This is a genomic window from Alkalihalobacillus deserti (assembly GCF_020734105.1).
In the GTDB taxonomy this organism is placed as follows: domain Bacteria; phylum Bacillota; class Bacilli; order Bacillales; family Bacillaceae_D; genus Halalkalibacter; species Halalkalibacter deserti.
Map to the genome: position 1 here is coordinate 124,485 of NZ_JAJAFR010000003.1, position 18,204 is coordinate 142,688.

18 protein-coding genes and 1 riboswitch are annotated in these 18,204 nt (G+C 36.2%); of the genes, 13 read left to right on the top strand and 5 right to left on the bottom strand.

What is annotated here, in order from left to right:
* The first annotated feature begins 157 nt into the window (after positions 1 to 157).
* On the top strand, positions 158 to 637 hold the full coding sequence (locus LDX58_RS07010) for a DUF421 domain-containing protein (protein ID WP_227936119.1): 480 nt from the start codon (positions 158 to 160) through the stop codon (positions 635 to 637).
* A 36-nt stretch (positions 638 to 673) separates the two neighbouring features.
* Entirely contained in the window at positions 674 to 1,474 is an 801-nt protein-coding gene (locus LDX58_RS07015; protein ID WP_227936120.1) for a potassium channel family protein, read from the top strand.
* A gap of 438 nt (positions 1,475 to 1,912) precedes the next feature.
* Here the strand turns inward: LDX58_RS07015 and LDX58_RS07020 are convergent, their stop codons facing one another.
* Entirely contained in the window at positions 1,913 to 2,578 is a 666-nt protein-coding gene (locus LDX58_RS07020) for a DUF421 domain-containing protein (protein ID WP_227936121.1), read from the bottom strand.
* A gap of 171 nt (positions 2,579 to 2,749) precedes the next feature.
* Here LDX58_RS07020 and LDX58_RS07025 point away from each other — a divergent pair, with 171 nt between their 5' ends.
* A complete protein-coding gene (locus LDX58_RS07025; protein ID WP_227936122.1) occupies positions 2,750 to 2,959 on the top strand; it encodes a DUF1657 domain-containing protein in 210 nt (69 codons plus the stop codon).
* 64 nt (positions 2,960 to 3,023) lie between these two features.
* Here LDX58_RS07025 and LDX58_RS07030 read toward each other — a convergent pair whose 3' ends face one another.
* The 3 genes from LDX58_RS07030 to LDX58_RS07040 all read right to left on the bottom strand — a co-directional run bounded on the left by LDX58_RS07030 (position 3,024) and on the right by LDX58_RS07040 (position 5,798).
* The gene (locus LDX58_RS07030; RefSeq protein ID WP_227936123.1) at positions 3,024 to 3,644 is read right to left on the bottom strand and encodes a hypothetical protein; all 621 of its coding nucleotides are present in this window, start codon (positions 3,642 to 3,644) and stop codon (positions 3,024 to 3,026) included.
* A gap of 638 nt (positions 3,645 to 4,282) precedes the next feature.
* The gene (locus LDX58_RS07035) at positions 4,283 to 4,642 is read right to left on the bottom strand and encodes a DUF4363 family protein (protein ID WP_227936124.1); all 360 of its coding nucleotides are present in this window, start codon (positions 4,640 to 4,642) and stop codon (positions 4,283 to 4,285) included.
* A 517-nt stretch (positions 4,643 to 5,159) separates the two neighbouring features.
* On the bottom strand, positions 5,160 to 5,798 hold the full coding sequence (locus LDX58_RS07040) for a DUF421 domain-containing protein (protein ID WP_227936125.1): 639 nt from the start codon (positions 5,796 to 5,798) through the stop codon (positions 5,160 to 5,162).
* 276 nt (positions 5,799 to 6,074) lie between these two features.
* Between LDX58_RS07040 and LDX58_RS07045 the strand changes: the two genes are divergently transcribed.
* From LDX58_RS07045 to LDX58_RS07090, 10 genes are all read left to right on the top strand, one after another.
* Positions 6,075 to 7,223 (top strand): D-alanyl-D-alanine carboxypeptidase family protein, encoded by a 1,149-nt coding sequence (locus tag LDX58_RS07045; RefSeq protein WP_265416595.1) that lies wholly within the window; start codon positions 6,075 to 6,077, stop codon positions 7,221 to 7,223.
* Complete coding sequence (locus tag LDX58_RS07050; protein WP_227936126.1) at positions 7,216 to 7,809, top strand: nucleoside recognition domain-containing protein; 594 nt, start codon at positions 7,216 to 7,218, stop codon at positions 7,807 to 7,809. The genes LDX58_RS07045 and LDX58_RS07050 overlap by 8 nt, the downstream gene beginning before the upstream one ends.
* Positions 7,810 to 8,343 carry a spore maturation protein gene (locus tag LDX58_RS07055; RefSeq protein ID WP_227936127.1) on the top strand — a complete coding sequence of 178 codons (534 nt, stop codon included), beginning with the start codon at positions 7,810 to 7,812 and terminating at the stop codon, positions 8,341 to 8,343. It begins immediately after the preceding gene.
* 249 nt (positions 8,344 to 8,592) lie between these two features.
* On the top strand, positions 8,593 to 10,008 hold the full coding sequence (locus LDX58_RS07060) for an NAD-dependent succinate-semialdehyde dehydrogenase (RefSeq protein ID WP_227936128.1): 1,416 nt from the start codon (positions 8,593 to 8,595) through the stop codon (positions 10,006 to 10,008).
* 557 nt (positions 10,009 to 10,565) lie between these two features.
* Entirely contained in the window at positions 10,566 to 11,294 is a 729-nt protein-coding gene (locus LDX58_RS07065; protein WP_227936129.1) for a pseudouridine synthase, read from the top strand.
* An 83-nt stretch (positions 11,295 to 11,377) separates the two neighbouring features.
* Positions 11,378 to 11,905, top strand: coding sequence for a thiol-disulfide oxidoreductase ResA (resA, locus tag LDX58_RS07070; RefSeq protein ID WP_289623466.1), 528 nt, complete (start codon positions 11,378 to 11,380; stop codon positions 11,903 to 11,905).
* Positions 11,906 to 11,919: 14 nt separating this feature from the next.
* Entirely contained in the window at positions 11,920 to 13,560 is a 1,641-nt protein-coding gene (gene resB, locus LDX58_RS07075) for a cytochrome c biogenesis protein ResB (protein ID WP_227936130.1), read from the top strand.
* Positions 13,561 to 13,622: 62 nt separating this feature from the next.
* Positions 13,623 to 14,810, top strand: a complete 1,188-nt coding sequence (ccsB, locus tag LDX58_RS07080) for a c-type cytochrome biogenesis protein CcsB (protein WP_227936131.1) — start codon at positions 13,623 to 13,625, stop codon at positions 14,808 to 14,810.
* A gap of 252 nt (positions 14,811 to 15,062) precedes the next feature.
* Complete coding sequence (locus LDX58_RS07085) at positions 15,063 to 15,776, top strand: response regulator transcription factor (protein ID WP_227936132.1); 714 nt, start codon at positions 15,063 to 15,065, stop codon at positions 15,774 to 15,776.
* Between the two features lie 2 nt (positions 15,777 to 15,778).
* Positions 15,779 to 17,569 (top strand): ATP-binding protein, encoded by a 1,791-nt coding sequence (locus tag LDX58_RS07090; protein ID WP_227936133.1) that lies wholly within the window; start codon positions 15,779 to 15,781, stop codon positions 17,567 to 17,569.
* Between the two features lie 134 nt (positions 17,570 to 17,703).
* Here the strand turns inward: LDX58_RS07090 and LDX58_RS26625 are convergent, their stop codons facing one another.
* Entirely contained in the window at positions 17,704 to 17,799 is a 96-nt protein-coding gene (locus tag LDX58_RS26625) for a hypothetical protein (RefSeq protein ID WP_227936134.1), read from the bottom strand.
* Positions 17,800 to 18,009: 210 nt separating this feature from the next.
* Positions 18,010 to 18,195, top strand: a riboswitch (cobalamin riboswitch).
* The last annotated feature ends 9 nt before the right edge of the window (positions 18,196 to 18,204 follow it).

Below are 18,204 nucleotides of genomic sequence, written 5' to 3' on the forward strand. Positions count from 1 at the left end.
TTTTACAATCTTTTGGGAATACTTAAATTGTAATCATTTTGCTGCAAGGTTTTTTGCTTGCTACGGGTAGTTTTCTCCATCTATAAGCACGTTAGCTAAGCCACGAAACGTAATCTTAAGTGAAATCGACTGATAAAAAGTGAAGGGAAGAGATTCATTGGAATATATTATTTCATTTGCCAAAGCATTAGGTATGTTTGTTGTTGGGCTTACGGCTTTTCGGTTGATGGGTAGTCAAGCTGTTGGTAGATTAACTGATTTTGATCTGGTTGTGGCAATTGCCATTGGTGCATTAATTGCTAAACCACTTTCAGACCCAGAATTAAATGCATGGATTTCAGTGGTCGCTATCTTCGCGCTGGTAGTCGCTCAAATTATCATTAGTTGGTTGTCTCTTAAAAGCACCGTATTTGAAAGCGTTATTGCAGGTAAAACCATTAAGGTGATTGACAATGGATCAATTATTATGAATGGATTGCGTAAAGCAAGAATAAGCAAAAATGAATTAAGTGAGGAATTACGAGTGAAGGGATTTCGGTCTCCTTCTGAAGTACAGGAAGGTTTTCTGGAACCAAACGGTAAGTTAAGCTTATTTGGAAAAGAAAAACAGGACCAATCAAAAAAGGAAAATCAATAATTTAAATTAAACGGTATTCCAAGGAGCTATCAATAAATGTTAATAGCACTCATAAAAAAAGTACTTAAAAAAACAATTAATATAGAACATTGGAAATTAATATCAATAGGTGTTATTTTCATCATTTTAAGTTCATTTATTATTTATATTATTGAGCCGGATGAATTTAAAAATCCTCTTAATGGATTTTGGTTTGTGATGACTACAGTTTCCCAAGTTGGCTTTGGCGATTATATTCCTAAAACAACTTTTGGTAGGCTTTATACTGTTATATTGTACCTTGTTGGGGTAGGTTTTTTTGCAATTATCATTGCTAAATGGATAGATTTACTGAATAATTATGAAGAATTAAAGGAGGCGGAAATCCTGGGTTATAAAGGGAAAAATCATATCGTTGTTATTAATTGGTCTCAAAAAGCTAAAATTACAATGGAAGAAATTTTAGTCCAAAATCAAAATATTGATATTATATTAATTGATGTATTCAAGGATTCCCCCATAGAACATGATCAAGTTCACTATGTTCAAGGAAATGCAACGAAAATAGATACTCTTCAAAGAGCAAATATTCTGCATGCAGAATCTATTTGCATTTTTGCACCTGATTTTGTAATAGATAAGGTGGCGGGAGACGGGAAGACTTTATTGATTGCTTCAACGATTAAACAATTAGCAAAGCAGAAAATGGCTAACATTTATATTATTGTCGAGATTTTAGATGAAGACCATGTATCTAATACGAATCTAGATTGTATAGATGAATTCATTTTATCGAACAAGCCATTTTCTCATTTAATGGCTAAAACTGCCTTACATAAGCAGCTTGATTACTCATAAAAAACGTTATAAAGAAAGGGGGGTGCTGAAATGAGCGACCTTCCTTTCCATGATATATAAAAACTTTTTTGAGTTTATTTAAGCGGTCGAACAGTATAGATGAGGCAGAAAAAAGTGTTAAGGACCTAGGGGGCTAGAGTACCTTTACTGAAAAAAACTTGATCTTAACCATGCCAAAGACATTCAACCCGTGAGCTAGTAGGATGAGTGGACGAATATAGCCTGTCAACTACATGATCGGGCTATGTAAGGAGTGATGGTACACGAAAAACATACATACATAAAGGAGAACAAATCAGTGGAAAATCTAGTAAACTATGAAGCAAACGTTCTAGAGGCTCGTTACGAAGCCAACGACCTCGTAAGACCATATATTCGGCTAGAGACGTCTACCAACCAAATGTTGTATAGCTATTGTCAATTCATAACTGAAAAAACTTACTTATATGGAAAAACCGTTAATGAATTGTTCTCCTCTTTAACATAGGCGTAAAAAATAGCTCTAAAGTCATGGAATCCTTTACCTTCTAATTCATTTTTTAACCATTTTTCCGTTTTACTCATAAATTTAAGATTTTCATGTTTAATTCTACCTTCTGAAATAACGGTTATTGGTAACCCTGGATATTTGGGCTTTATGTTTAAGTCATTAGGTGTTAAAGTGCGTAAATAACTTTTAGGGATCACACTCATGTGACCATTTGGTTCTAAGATAGCGTATTCTATATCTTGAATATCGGGATATCCAAAAGAGCGAATACTCGATAATAATTCTGTTATCGAATAGCGAATTTGTTTTAAGTTTTTTTGAATAATCTCTCCATTTTTTATTAAAATGGTCGGTTCCCCAATAATAAAACGAGTTAGTGCTTCACGTAAACTCAACCTAGATAGCGTCAGATAAAAAAAGCCAATTAAGATAATGCATAGTAACGCATGAAAAAAACCTTTAATCTTAACGGCTCCAAGTGCTGAATAAGATAAAAAAATAACGGTTACAAGATCGTAGGCGGTCCACTGAGATAAAAGAGTTTTGCCAAGCAAACGCATAACGATAAATACGGATATAAATAAACCGGATAATTTCAAAGTTTCAAGTATCATTTGATCAAACCTTTTATGGGAGATTTAATTGATGAACATTTCGAACATACATTTAATAATATGTTCATTTACAGCAAAGATTATTTTCAAGGTTGTATTTGTATAAGAAAATTTTATAAAAGCATATTAAGGTGTATACACTTTTAAAGTACTATACTTAGGAGGCATAAAATGACTGTTCAAACTCAAATTCAACAAGCATTAGCTTCAGCCCAAAGCGTTGAGGCAAGTTTAACTCAATTCAGTCTTGAAACAGAAAATCAGCAAGCAAAACAAACGTTCCAACAGCTAGCTCAGCAACAAAAAAACATTGTGCAACAATTACAAACTCGCTATGATCAAGTCCTTCAAGAAGAACCACAATTTAACAATAATCAGTAATTTAGATAGAAAGCAGTAGCAGGGAATCCTGTTACTGTTTATTTAAAGTTATTCACTCTTCTGTTCATACATTTCTTAGTTGCCTAATCCACCAAAGTAATATACAACTCAGAAAAAAAGATACATCAATGATATATACTATACTCCACACATAACTAATGATGTTGAAAACAGGATTATTGTAAAAACCTTGATGTGGGTGTTGAATCCATTCATTAAATAAAAAGAATTTACGATCAGAAGTCTTGCTATCGATCATAAACCAGGCGAAGTGAATAACAAATAAAGCAGTCGTATGTATAAAAAATAACTGTTGGCGATCCTTTATATAAGTTCTGACTTTATCGGTTGGTCCATCTATCTCATTAAATTTGCGATACCTCTTACATTTGTGCTGTATATACGTATCCAAACGTTCAAAATCTGATTTTCCTAAAGTACTAGCATAGATAATAAAAACAATAATAACTACTTGAAAGAAAGAAACTTTGCCTGTGAAGTAATAATTTACTAAAGCTAATAAAGCTTGGAAAATAGTGCATAAGACTATGAGTAGCAAACACCAGTGACTAAGACGATCTAACTTCAGTCGGTACCGGCTAATTAAAAACACCAGCGCAGCTAGCCAAGTTAGTCCTTCTGAAAGAATAAATAAGAGCCACCCATGCTCATATAGGAAAGCCAATCGTTCTTCCCCCTCTATCTAAGATTTAGTGCATGTCCTTAATTAATCTACCTATATGTTTCAAGAATTAGTTATATGTTTGCCTTCATTAGAAAATGGTTTATAACAAGAAAAAGAAGTCAAACCAAAGAAGCTGAAGGTGAAAACCGACCTTAAAAGATATGAGGAAGTGGCAATACTCCGGACGTTGCGCACCTGCGGATTAAAAAGCCTTTATAGAGGGCAAAAAGAAGCAGCGGTTATGCTTCAAAAAAACTGATTTTTATCATAGCTTTTATTCGGTAGAGAGCGATTAATTTCGAGAATATATAACTTCGCTTACGGGGATAAAATAAGGTTAGCACTCTTTTAACGAGGCGTTAAAAAGGTGACAGTGGGCACAGAAAATAGGCAAGCTTTAGCAAATGCCAAAAGTACAAGTGAATTTTGAAACGTTTGCAATTCAATCAAAAGGAGGTAGCTAAAGAAAGGTATACCGAAGCGTTGGTACAAATTCTAGATGTTATAGATTTGGTTAGAAATACGAATGGAAAAACTTGAGCAGGAAGAGCCGAGTGTTAAAATGAATTTAAAAGTTTAAAAACATGATGAATTAACATGGACTATCTCAGATTTTTGAGCTAGTCCTTTCGGCTATTTTACATATTATAAATGTTAGTTAATCGATAATGGATCTGTCTTAATCTTAACAGACATTCTACCTCATCCTCATCTTTTACGTATTCTTTAAGCAATTCAACCTCTAATCCAATATCTTGGTAATCGCTTTGTGCTGCTAAAAGTTGCAACTTCCATTTTTGCTGTGTGTATCTTTTTTCAAATGCGGAAATGTTTGATCGGACATCGTCCCATTCTTCCTCTTCAATCAGGTGTTGTAACTCATTAATTTCATTAAATAATAATTCATCTTTTTCCGTTTTTACCATATTTCCGACATTGCAGCCTGAAAGAAAGGTTAAAATCAACAATAATCGAAAAGCACTGCTAATTCCTGTCATGTAAACACTCCTTAAATTACTTCTTAAAACGATGTTTCAATATAGTTTGCCCAATAATAGAAATAAGAAACAGATAATGGAGGGGGTCTGTTTGATTAGAGGTGTGGTCCGAATTTTTTTTATTTTGACCAGCTTATGGGAAGTATTGGGAATTAAGTGAATATGGTTATACGAAAGAAATAACGATACATTAAAAATGTCACAAATTAAGTATAAGTTATTAGTGGCTGTAAACATTAAGTTGTTTCAAGCAAATTTAGTTAATTTCTCTTTTTCAAACTGAAAAATAAAACATTGTTAGAGAATGAGTGGATATTTAAAAGAGTAAAGGTACATAGTTCGTTTATAAAAACATTCCCAATGGTTGAATTTGGGAATGTTTTTATTTGCTAGTTAGATGATAAATAATTACAGAGGGCTGTTTTTTAGATCGCTTATATTAACCATTTGTGGAGGAGAAGTGTGTAGATGTGAACCGACAAAGCTATAATAATCGTTCTTTAATGAAATATGGCTATCAGTGTTGAATGCGTTGGTATTTTTCGTCCTTTCGTGTATAAGCGAGGTTAAGTTTCCCTTCGTCATTCATCATACAAAGAAAAATACTCTCAATACGAACGATGCCTTCGTTATGCAAACGCGTACGGAGGATTTCTTTTGTAATATTGAGTTCTTTTAAAATTTCTTCTTGCATAATTCCTTCAATGATAACGGGATAAGATAATCCACTATTTTTCTTTTTAATCCCTAAATCCTCCATACTAGGAGCTGACTTCTCGGGCTTTTTTTGAATACTAAGGTCCCCATTTGCTTCAATAATACCTAGTAGGACATCATTTATATCGAATACATCTTTCTGACGGAGTAACTGAAAGACATTATCGATTGTATATTGAATTGATTTTAGATTATCAATTAATAATTGCCCATTTTTTATCACAACAGTAGGCTCAAAGGTAATTATTTTTCCTAACCTACGCCTTTTTAATACGATCATTGCAACAGCTTTTTGAAAGAAGCCAATTGCAACAATTGCAAAGGCTGTATAAATATGACTAACAGAAGGATCGGCTAAATCAGCGCCAGAAACACTTGCAAGCGTAACAAAAATGAGAAAATCAAAGATCGGCACTTCGCCGATTGATCTTTTCCCCATGAATAATGTCGCTCCAAGTAAAAGAGGGAAAATTGTTAGGATACGCCCTAAAATATTAGCAAGATCTAATAGCAAATGACATCATTCCTCATCTCATACCAAATTATCTATTCAGTATTACCTCATTTAGTAAAGATAAAACTAGTAGTTAATGAATAATTATCTGTTCTAGTCATAACATTGGTTGTCCTGCATAGACATTGCTAGTAAGAGAAGAAAAGACAAGCATAACGTTTCACATCAGGGGACTACATTAAATGACAGGGCGGGATTAAAATGGGAAGAAAACTTGCACTTATACTGATTGCAGTTTTAGTTATTGTGACTAATGTACCCTTACATGCTCTAGCCGAGCAAAGGAACTTCTCTGTTTCTGCTCAAGCTGCTGTCCTCATTGAGCAGGAATCTGGAAGGGTTTTATACGGGAAAAATGAGAATACACCAATGAGGATTGCGAGTATTACGAAAATTATGACGGCTATTCTAGCGATAGAGTCTGGAAAAATGAATGAGATGGTCAAAGTCACTTCAAGAGCAGAAGGGACGGAGGGTTCCTCCCTGTATTTAAGAGCTGGAGAGAAAATTAAGTTAGAAGATTTAGTGTATGGTCTTATGCTTAGAAGCGGAAATGATTCAGCTGTAGCGATTGCAGAACATGTCGGTGGAAGTCTTGAAGGCTTTATTTATTTAATGAATGAAAAAGCGAAAGAAATTGGAATGAATAACACGATGTTTCAGAATCCCCATGGTTTAGATGATCATGAAGATCATTATTCAAGTGCTTATGATATGGCATTATTAACGCAATATGCAATGGGGAGTGATCAGTATCGCACGATTGTTTCAACCAAAAGTTACCGTGTGGATGGCGAACAAATTAGGGTATGGCGTAACAAAAACCGTTTGTTGACAGAGCTTTATAAATATTCAACAGGGGGAAAAACGGGGTATACAAAGCGTGCAAAACGAACACTTGTATCAACAGCAAAAAAAGATGGGACCAATTTAATTGCGGTAACCCTTAATGCTCCTAGTGATTGGCATGATCATATGAATTTATTCAATTGGGCATTTAACGCGTATACAATGGAAGTTCTAGTTGAAGAAGGGATTCTATTAGAAATTGATGACGAGTTTTACAAGGACCACGTGTATGCCCCGTATTCGTTTGAATACCCTTTAACTAATTCTGAGCAAGATGCTTTAATTAAAGAAATCACTTTGTATCGACCACCGGGAAAAATTCGTTCACAAAATTACGCACCACCTCAACCAGTGGGAAAAGTTGAATTTAAAATAAATGATGATCTAATTGGTCAAATACCATTATTATATGATGCTCCGGAAGTGGAAGAAAAGAAAGGATTTTGGGCTAGATTTATTGACATTTTTTCTTTCACAATTGGGGTGAGAAGCAGTGATTAATAAAATATGGGTTGCGATGCTCGTGATCGGCATTGGATTTGGGGCGGTAAATGGCAGAATGGAAGAAGTGAATCAAGCAATTTTTGCAGGGGCAAAAGATGCTGTAACTATTTGTTTCGGATTAATTAGTATACTTGTTTTTTGGTTAGGGCTAATGAGAATTGCACAGGAGGGCGGTCTTTTAAGTCTATTAGCTAAACTTATGCGGCCAATGGCAACTCGTATCTTTCCCGAGGTGCCAGCTAACCATCCTGCCATGGGCTATATTTTATCGAATATGACTGCGAACTTGTTTGGACTTGGAAATGCTGCGACTCCAATGGGGATAAAGGCGATGCAACAACTGAAAGACTTAAATGGAGGAAGTGATGCAGCTAGTCGATCGATGATTACATTACTAGCTATTAATACGGCAAGTATTACACTCATTCCAACAACGGTTATATCAATAAGGATGAGTTACGGTTCCGTTTCACCAACAGAAATTGTTGGAACCACTCTTGTCGCAACCACTTGTTCGACATTAGGAGCATTACTGATTGATCGCTATTTTTATTTTAAACGTGTGAGGAAGGGGCGAGCTTAAATGGGATGGATCACAGTTATTTCAATATGGTTCATACCAGTTCTAATTGCTTTTGTTCTGATGTATGGTACGTATAAGCAAGTTCCAACCTATGAAACATTTGTGGAAGGGGCAAAAGAAGGATTTACAATGGCGATCTCGATTATTCCCTATCTCGTTGGCATGCTTGTAGCGATTTCGGTTTTCCGAGCGTCTGGCGCAATGGATTTCATTATCGAATTAATGAAACCAGCATTGCAAGCGATTGGAGTTCCTTCTGAGATTGTACCATTAGCTATGATTCGACCTATTTCTGGAACAGGAGCTCTTGGGATGACTTCAGATTTAATCGCGACGCACGGACCTGACTCATTTATTGGGAGATTGGCTTCAACGATGCAAGGAAGTACGGATACAACGTTTTATGTTCTGACCGTTTATTTTGGAGCTGTTGGAATAAAGAAAATGGGGGATGCTTTAAAAGTTGGTTTATTAGCTGATGTTGTAGGAATTGTTGCTTCGATCATCATTGTAAGCTATGTATTTGGTGTGTAGGAACGCAGATAAAATGTCTTTCTGCTGAATACCCTTAAAAGTGTTTTCGAGGCTATTGAAAAAGGGAAAGCCTACTTTTTTCAATAGCCTCGTTTTTTTAATAGAATCTTTTTATCTTATCACATGTTAAAAATGTTTCAAATCAATTTTTTTAATTGATTTTTCAACAGTTGTCTGAAAAAATAAAGAGAGTTTACATTTATGATTACATATTTCAGCTGTTAATTTAGTCACTAGGAGGAGACAATTATGAATAATTGGGATTTATTAATTGGTGGAAAATGGATTTCCTTAAAAGAGACCTTGGATGTTACAAATCCTGCTACCGGAGAAATAATTGGAAGCGTTCCTAGTGGAGGGAGATCTGAAGCCAAGCAAGCTGTTGATGCAGCTTATCAAGCATTTCCAAGCTGGCAAGCTAAAACAGCTCTTGAACGAAGTGAATTGCTTTTTAAATGGCATCAATTAATTAAAGATGAAGAAAATGAGATCGCCAAACTAATGACGTTAGAACAAGGTAAACCTTTAAAAGAAGCTCTTGGTGAAGTAAATTATGCAAACAGTTTTATTTCTTGGTATGCAGAAGAAGGAAAAAGAATTTACGGGGAAACCATTCCTGCAACGTTTGCCAATAAGAGAATTTTGGTTCAAAAGCAGGCTGTTGGTATTATTGCTGCGATCACACCATGGAATTTTCCTGCTGCCATGATCACACGCAAAATTGCACCTGCTTTAGCGGCAGGCTGTACGGCAGTTATTAAACCCGCTGAACAAACGCCTCTTACTGCGTTATATTTAGCTAAACTAGCCGTACAAGCTGGAATGCCCGACGGTGTTATTAATGTCGTGACTGGTAACCCTCAAGAGATTGGTTCAGCTTGGATGAGTGATGATCGCGTAAGAAAAATTACGTTCACAGGTTCAACTGAAGTTGGGAAACTTCTGATGAGACAAGCTGCTGATACAGTGAAAAAGATCTCATTAGAATTAGGCGGGCATGCACCGTTTATCGTTATGGATGATGCAGAACTTGATTTGGCAGTAGAAGGAGTGATTGCATCTAAGTTCCGGAATGCTGGTCAAACATGTGTATGTGCAAATCGAATCTATGTTCATGAAGATGTGATTGATCCTTTTTTAGCTAAATTTATTGAAAAAGTAAGAGATCTTTCTGTAGGGGATGGATTAAAAGAAGGGGTTGATATCGGTCCACTTATAGATGAAGCTGCAATTACAAAAGTAAGAGAGCAAATTGAAGATGCAAAAGAAAAAGGAGCTTCTGTATTAGTTGGAGGGGGGTTAATTTCTGGTCTTTTCTATCAGCCAACTGTTTTAGCTGGAGTGACTGATGAAATGATTTGTATGAACGAAGAAACGTTTGGACCAATTGCGCCTATAACGACTTTCAATTCTATTGATGAAGTAATAAAGCGTGCTAATGACTCAAGATTTGGTTTAGCTGCTTACTTATTTACACAAAACCTATCCAATGCTATTAAAATGAGTGAAGCTTTAGAGTATGGGATTGTTGGTGTCAATGATGGTCTTCCGGCTGTTGCTCAAGCTCCGTTTGGTGGCTTTAAAGAAAGCGGTTTAGGTCGAGAGGGTGGCCATCACGGTATTGAAGAATTTTTAGAAACGAAGTATATTTCATTGGGAATTTAATCTAATAAGTTACTAGTGGGTTTTGTTTTTGCACGAGGTAATTTTTTCAAATAACATGTTTAAAGACCAAATCGTATTAGATTTGGTCTCTTTATTGTTTGTTCCTCACTGTTTGTTGAGTCAATTTAGCTTAATAGTAGCTATAAGAAGTGAAAATCTAATAAATACGATGAGTAATTTGTTTGAGCGGACACTGGTTCCGCTATACCGTTAACTAACAGTCTATTTCTTATCATTATGAGAATAACGTATCCATTCAATCAAACCATAAAACAAGAAGATTTTTAGGAAATAGCGGATCTGTTGTCCGCTAATAAGATCTGACTAAAATATAAGTCTGTGTTTTCGTTATTTAACCCGTTTTTATTGCCTTTTTTCGAACAGCTCTCGTTTTGTTTTGATTTGTTGAGTTTTGTTAAGCTCACTTATTTGTCATTACATAAGAAGAATTAACAAATTATTCTAATAAAAGTTTTTTACGTCAATCATGTGACGGAGGCTTCTTAAGCTTGAGAATTCATTTTTGAAAGAGTATGATGGGACATGAGGTGAAAGAAATGGAACGGTTACAGAAAGTCATTGCCCAAGCTGGAATAACATCACGGCGTAAGGCAGAACAACTTATTATTGAAGGAAAAGTAAAAGTAAATGGACAAGTAGTGCGTGAACTTGGAGTCAAAGTTACACCAAATAAGGACGAAATTGAAGTTGAAGGTGTCCCTATCGACCGAGAAGAACCTGTTTATTATTTACTCTACAAACCAAGTGGAGTTATTTCAAGTGTGAGTGACGATAAAGGCAGAACGGTTGTTACCGATTTTCTTGAAATTGAACAACGAGTCTTTCCTGTTGGTCGATTAGATTATGATACGTCTGGGTTGATTTTGCTAACAAATGATGGGGAATTTGCCAATAAGCTTATGCATCCTAAATTTAAAATTGAAAAAGTTTATGTTGCGAAAGTGAAAGGAATTCCTTCAAGAGAAGCGTTGAAAAAACTTCAAAATGGAATCATGCTCGAAGATGGAAAGACCGCGCCAGCAAAAGTGAAAATGATCTCGATGGATAAGAAAAAGCAGACAGCGATCATTCAACTAACGATTCATGAAGGTAGAAACCGACAAGTAAGAAGAATGTTTGATGCGATAAATCATACCGTTTTAAAACTAAAACGGGAGCAGTATAGTTTCCTTAATTTACGTGGTTTAAATCCTGGAGATGCGAGAACTCTTAAGCCAATTGAAGTCAAACACTTGCGTGAGTTAGCTGTCACGAAACCGTCATAAAGCAATCTTATTTTGTGATGTTTCTAACGTTATAATAGAGAAAATTGTTATAGAATCATTGGTTTAAATAGGGGGGGAGTCTGTTGAAACAAAAGCGCCTTATTATGCGATCAAGCATTTTGGCTGTTATTGCAATTGCTCTTGCCTATACGTTTTACTCGAACTTTATGGCTGATCGAAGTGTCGCCAAAGTTGGTGCAGAATCAGTCAACTTTGTACTTAATGATTTAAAAGGGGAACGTATTGAGCTTGAAGGGCTAAAAGGTAAGGGAGTATTTCTAAATTTCTGGGGTACTTATTGTCCGCCATGCGTAAAAGAAATGCCCGTTATGGAAGAGTTATACACAGAATATAAACAAAAGGGTGTAGAAATCATTGCAGTCAACGCAGCTGAACCAGGACTGACTGTAGAACGTTTTGCTGAGCGTTACGGGCTTACTTTTCCGATTGCGATTGATAAAGGAAGAAACGTGATTGATGCATATGGAATTTCACCTTTACCGACGACAATATTAATTGATGAATATGGGACAATTGTTCGTGTTCATCAAGGTGGAATGACAGAGCAAATGGTGCGAGACTTCATGGAAGAGATTAAACCCGGAACATAATTGAGGTGTGGGGAATGAACAAAATAACATGTGAATGTAAGCATGAAAATCCACAAGGAACTATTGTCTGTGAGTCCTGCGGAAAACCGCTCGATGATCAAGACAATCAGCAACAACTTCTTGATATGAAATATGAAGGGGTTGCTCGTCGTTCACAAACATACACAACAACATTCGTTGATAAAATATGGATGTTCTTTTCTTCGGTAAAGGTTGGTATTTGGATTATTGTACTGACTTTATTATTATCAGCAGTTGGTACGATTTACCCTCAGGAAATGTATATTCCACCAACTGTGGATCCCGCGCAATACTATGCCGATGAGTATGGGATTACTGGGCAATTATACTATCAATTAGGCTTTCATAATTTATATGGTTCTTGGTGGTATATGCTTTTAATTGCATCACTTGGCATTTCCCTTTTTATTGCGAGTTGGGACCGGGTATTTCCATTATATCGCGCTTTAAAAACACAGCGTGTTACACGTCATGCCAATTTTTTAAAGAGACAGCGTTTATTTGGAAGGTCAAAGGTGGAAGATACTGATCAATCTTTTGAAATGGCTAAAAGAAAGTTAAAAGCAAAGAAGTATACTATTACCGAAGAAAATGGTAACTTAGTTGCGGAAAAGGGTCGTTTTGCACGTTGGGGACCTTATATTAACCATATTGGTTTAATTATCTTTTTAATTGGTTGTATGCTCCGCTATTTTCCTGGCATGTATATTGATGAGAATGTATGGGTTCGAGAAGGGGAAACGATGGTTATCCCTGGTACAAGCGGACAATATCATATCGGGAACGAGGAATTTTTCGTTGAACTATATGATGAAGATGATGAAATTTTTGGTGAAGCGATGCAACGTGCTGGTGGACAAATTGTTAAAACCTATCAAACTGATGCGGTCTTATACAAAAGCGAGGACACTGGAGTAGTTGGTGAAGGTGAACTAGTGGAAGTAGATCGTCATAAAATCCGTGTAAATGATCCGTTTAAATTTGATGGATATGCTCTTTATCAGGTAGATTATAAACTTCATGAATTGAACACAATGAGTTTTACTCTTGAAAATAAAGCAACAGGTGAAACAACAGGACGAATCGACATTGATCTCTATAATCCGGATCGCTTCTATGACTTAGGAGATGGTTACAGAATTGAAATAAGAGAATATTTTCCTGATTATGTCTTAAACAGTTCTAATGTCCCGTCAACTCGTTCGCAAATTCCGGACAACCCGGTTTTTATTTTTGATATGTATACTCCACAAACACCTGAAGGAGAAGTCAGTTTTGTTGGGATTCGAACAAATCTAGAACCGATGGGTGAAAATGATTATAAGATGACGTTTATAGATGTAGAAACGAAACATGTAACCGGACTGACAGTAAGAAGAGATTATACTCTTTCTTTCTTAATTGTTGGGGGAATCATTTTCATGATGGGTTTAGTACAAGGTTCATATTGGTCTCATCGTCGTATATGGTTACAACGTATCAATGGTGAAGTCTGGATTGCTGGTCATACCAATAAAAATTATCTTGCTTTGCGTAAGGATATTGATTATGCGATTGCTGAGACAGACATGTCATCGCCTATTGATCAGGTTGAGGCTGAAGAGTCAAAGCAAGAAGAATTGAAAAAAAGTTGAAGGTTAATATGAGGGTATAGGGAATCTGAGCATTCTCGTACCTTTTGTCAGGAGGTTTTGTCATGGGAGCAATTAGTGGAAATTTGCTATTTATTGCTTTTTTCCTCTACCTTGGTGCGACAATTACTTTTACTGTATCGATAACAGGAAAGAAATGGCGTAACAAACAAGGGGAAATAAACGGAAATCGTTGGGGATTAATTGGTTATATTTTATCGATTCTAGGATCGGCATTTTCAATTGGATATTTCATCACTCGCTGGGCTTATTCAGGACATGCCCCTGTAAGTAATATGTTTGAATATATGACATTCCTTGGGATAGCGATTGGTATTGCTTTTGTTATTATTTATGCTATTTATCGTTCTAATTATCTTGGCTTGTTTACAATGCCTATTGTCATGCTGATTATTGCATATGCTTCTATGTTTCCGGGTGAAGTAGCACCATTAATTCCAGCATTACAAAGTAATTGGTTGAAAATTCACGTTATTACGACAGCGCTTGGACAAGGAATTCTATCGATTGGATTTGTAGCTGGTTTAATTTATTTAATTAGAACCCTTGACTTCACTAAATCGAATAAACAAACAGCTGCACTTGAACTTATCATGTATTCGATAATAAGTTTAGTGGGTTTCATATTAGTGGGCTCGATCTTTAATGCAATGAATTATGAGGCAACATTTGCTTATGTGAATGAAAATGATGTTGATGCTGAAATGATCTACAATCTTCCAGCTTTAGTAGGTCCAAATGAAGGTCAGCTGTTAACTGAAGGAAAGATGGAACCATTATTTGATGCACCGGCGATCATTTTAGCCAATGATCTTAATACGGTTATTTGGTCATTACTCTCTGGGATAGTAATTTATTGGCTATTACGCCTAGTATTGCGAAAAAGAATCGGGGGAGCTATTCAACCGATCGTAAAAGGTGTTAGTCCACAAGCAATTGATGAAGTAAGTTATCGTGCGATTGCGATTGGGTTCCCCGTTTTTGCACTTGGAGGTCTTGTTTTTGCAATGATTTGGGCGCAGATTGCATGGACGCGGTTCTGGGGCTGGGACCCTAAAGAGGTTTGGGCACTTGTTACATTTTTGTTCTATGCTGCTTATTTACATTTACGTTTGTCAAAAGGTTGGCATGGTGAAAAATCAGCGTGGTTATGTGTGATAGGTTTTGCCATAATTATGTTTAACTTAGTGTTTGTAAACCTTGTTATTGCAGGTCTTCACTCGTACGCTTGATGATACGAACCCTCGCTTGGTGGCGAGGGTTTTTTCAAGGATAAAGGGGTATAGTTTCATTATGCAGTTGTTAAGGTGATTTTGTGAGTACTGCAGGTTAAGGAAATAGACGATTTCAACTTTATTACTAATTCCAATACTAGCTAAGATATATAAGATAAGCAAGGAAGGATATTGGTGGTAGCTATGTTTTTCTTACAACTCTTTCGTGTTAGACTACATATAGAAGATTTGAATTAGGAGGAAGAAAAGATGGAAAAAGAAGCGCGTATTTTAGTAGTGGATGATGAAGACCGAATTCGTAGACTTTTAAAAATGTATTTAGAACGTGAGAACTATGAAGTGGAAGAAGCGGAAAATGGTGAACAAGCCTTGGAAATGGCTTTAACTGACGAATATGATGTTATTTTACTTGATATTATGATGCCTGGAATGGATGGAATCGAAGTATGTCAAGAGCTTCGTAAGACGAAGGCTACTCCTGTAATGATGCTGACAGCAAAAGGAGAAGAGGCGAACCGGGTTCAAGGTTTTGAGGTAGGGACAGACGATTACATTGTAAAGCCATTTAGTCCTAGAGAAGTTATTCTACGAGTAAAAGCGTTACTCAGACGTTCTTCATCTACTAAATTTTTGCACACGGATACACAAGCGAAGGACGTTCTTGTTTTTCAGCATTTAATGATTGATAACGATGCACATAGGGTTACCGTTTCTGATCAAGAAATTAGTTTAACGCCTAAAGAGTATGAGTTACTTCATTATTTAGCACAATCTCCAGACAAAGTATTCTCTCGTGAACAACTGTTAAAAGATGTTTGGAACTATGATTTTTTCGGGGATTTAAGAACGGTAGATACTCATATTAAGCGACTCCGTGAAAAGTTGAATAAGATTTCACCGGAAGCGGCATCGATGATTTCTACGGTTTGGGGAATTGGTTATAAATTTGAGGCAGTGAAGTAATAATGTTGTGGCGAAGTGTCGTAGGAAAGGTTTGGATTACGATTTTGCTGCTTGTATCTGTTGTTTTAACAATCTTAATGGTATTATTGCTGCAATCATTTGAGCGATTTCATGTAAATGAAGCAGAGTCACGGCTTGTAAATCACGCAATGATGATTTCAAATATTTATGAGGGATATACGACGGAAAACGATGCTTTAACTACGATCTCACAGTATTCAAACGCCTTTGACATGCATGTTATATTTTTAGTCGAAGGAGAAAAAATATGGAGTACAGACGAAGCTGAGGCCCATCAAGTTGCGCTGGATACTTTTTTTACAGATGAAACCTTGTCACAGGTGTTCTCTGGAGAACAGATTGTTATGACAGAAGGCGATTTTCCATTCACTGGAAATGGCGAAGAGTTTCTCTCTGAAATTATGATTGTAGGTGTTCCCTTGCAGCCTGATTCACTGGAGGATAGTGCTGTATTTTTATATCAATCGCTCTCGGCTATAGAAGAAGCTTCGAATGATACAAAAAAAATTATCTACTTTTCTGCAGGTGTTGCTATCGTTTTAACAACAATTTTTGCTTTTTTTCTTTCGACAAGAATCACAGCGCCTCTTCGTAAGATGCGTGAAGTTGCTTTAGAGGTCGCACAAGGTGAATTTAAAACAAAAATTCCTGTTTTAACCCATGATGAAATAGGTCAATTAGCGATTGCGTTTAACCGTATGGGGCGTGAATTAAACAATAATATACATGCATTAAATCAAGAAAAAGAACAACTGGCTCGTATTCTGGTTAGTATGGCAGATGGCGTTGTCACTTTGAATAAAAAGGGACGAATCGTCTTAACGAATCCTCCTGCAGAGCGTTTTATTCAATCTTGGTATTATGAGCAGGGGATGGATGACAATATTGAACAACCATTACCAGCTACGCTGCAAACATTATTTGAAAAAGTGGTCCTTTTTGAAAAAGAACAAGTAAGCGAAGTTGAAATCCAAGGAAGAAGTTGGATGATTTTAATCACCCCTTTGTATGATCAAGATGAGATAAGGGGAGCTGTTGCAGTTATACGAGACATGACGGAAGAACGTCGTCACGATAAGCTGAGAAAAGATTTCATTGCGAATGTTTCTCATGAGCTTAGAACGCCTATTTCGATGTTGCAAGGGTATAGTGAAGCAATAATTGATGATATTGCTGGCTCTGACGAAGAAAAGAGAGAAATGGCGAAGATTATCTACGATGAGTCGTTACGAATGGGTAGATTAGTAAATGAGTTATTAGACATTGCTAGTATGGAAGCTGGACATGTTGAGTTGAACATGGAATTAATTGAAGTAGAACCTTTTAGCGAAAGGATTGTTCGTAAGTTCCAAGGCCTAGCAGGGGAGCAAGATATTACCCTTTCTCTTGATATTCATCTTGTTACAACCTTTACATGTGATCCTGATCGAATCGAACAGGTATTGACAAACTTACTTCATAATGCGATTCGTCATACCGAACAAAATGGTCAAGTTACTTTAGCTGTACGTCAGTATGATAAAGGAATTAACTTTGATGTGAAAGACACAGGTTCTGGTATTCCAGAAGTTGATTTGCCATATGTATTTGAACGTTTCTATAAAGCAGATAAAGCACGAACTAGAGGACGTGGGGGAACGGGTCTTGGACTAGCGATCGCTAAAAATATCATTGATGCACATGGCGGCCATATTTCCGTTCATAGTAAAGTAAATGAAGGTACTACTTTCTCTTTCTTTATTCCAAACAAAAATGAACTAAATGAAAAATAAGAGGTAATAGAGAAAAGGACAATCTTACTTAAGTAAGATCGTCCTTCTCTTGTTTTGTTCAGAGTACTAAGCATAATGGAAAGACTTTAAGAAAATAAGCTTTGATTTTAAAAAAAAATCTATGTTTCGTCAATTCAAGTTATTGATTGAAAATAGATAATGTAATGAAAATTGGCACCGTACCATTTAGTCATTGCACACGCATGAGCATGTTTGTTTCCACTCGCCATGGGGAAATGAGAATAGTCAATCTTTTTTTAAATTTAATTAAGGTGCTAATATGTAAGAGTGTTAAACCTAATCTGTTTCAAAGAGACTAATGAAGAAGTTGGAAATCGTATTGGTTTGAATCGGAAATTAGCTTTACCTTTGGCTATCCATAGTAAAAAACACTGTCATATTCTCTGTTTTCATGTATACTAATAGTACTTATCATAATCTCATATGAAACACGTATAGGTCATCTAATGAAAACTAGATGATAATAGGGAAGTTGGTGTAAATCCAACACGGTCCCGCCACTGTAAAATGCTGCGAAACACTTCGATTACCACTGTCTAAGGATGGGAAGGTGATGTGATTCAATAAGCATGAGTCAGGAGACCTGCCTATACGCTAATGTGAAACCTTCGAGG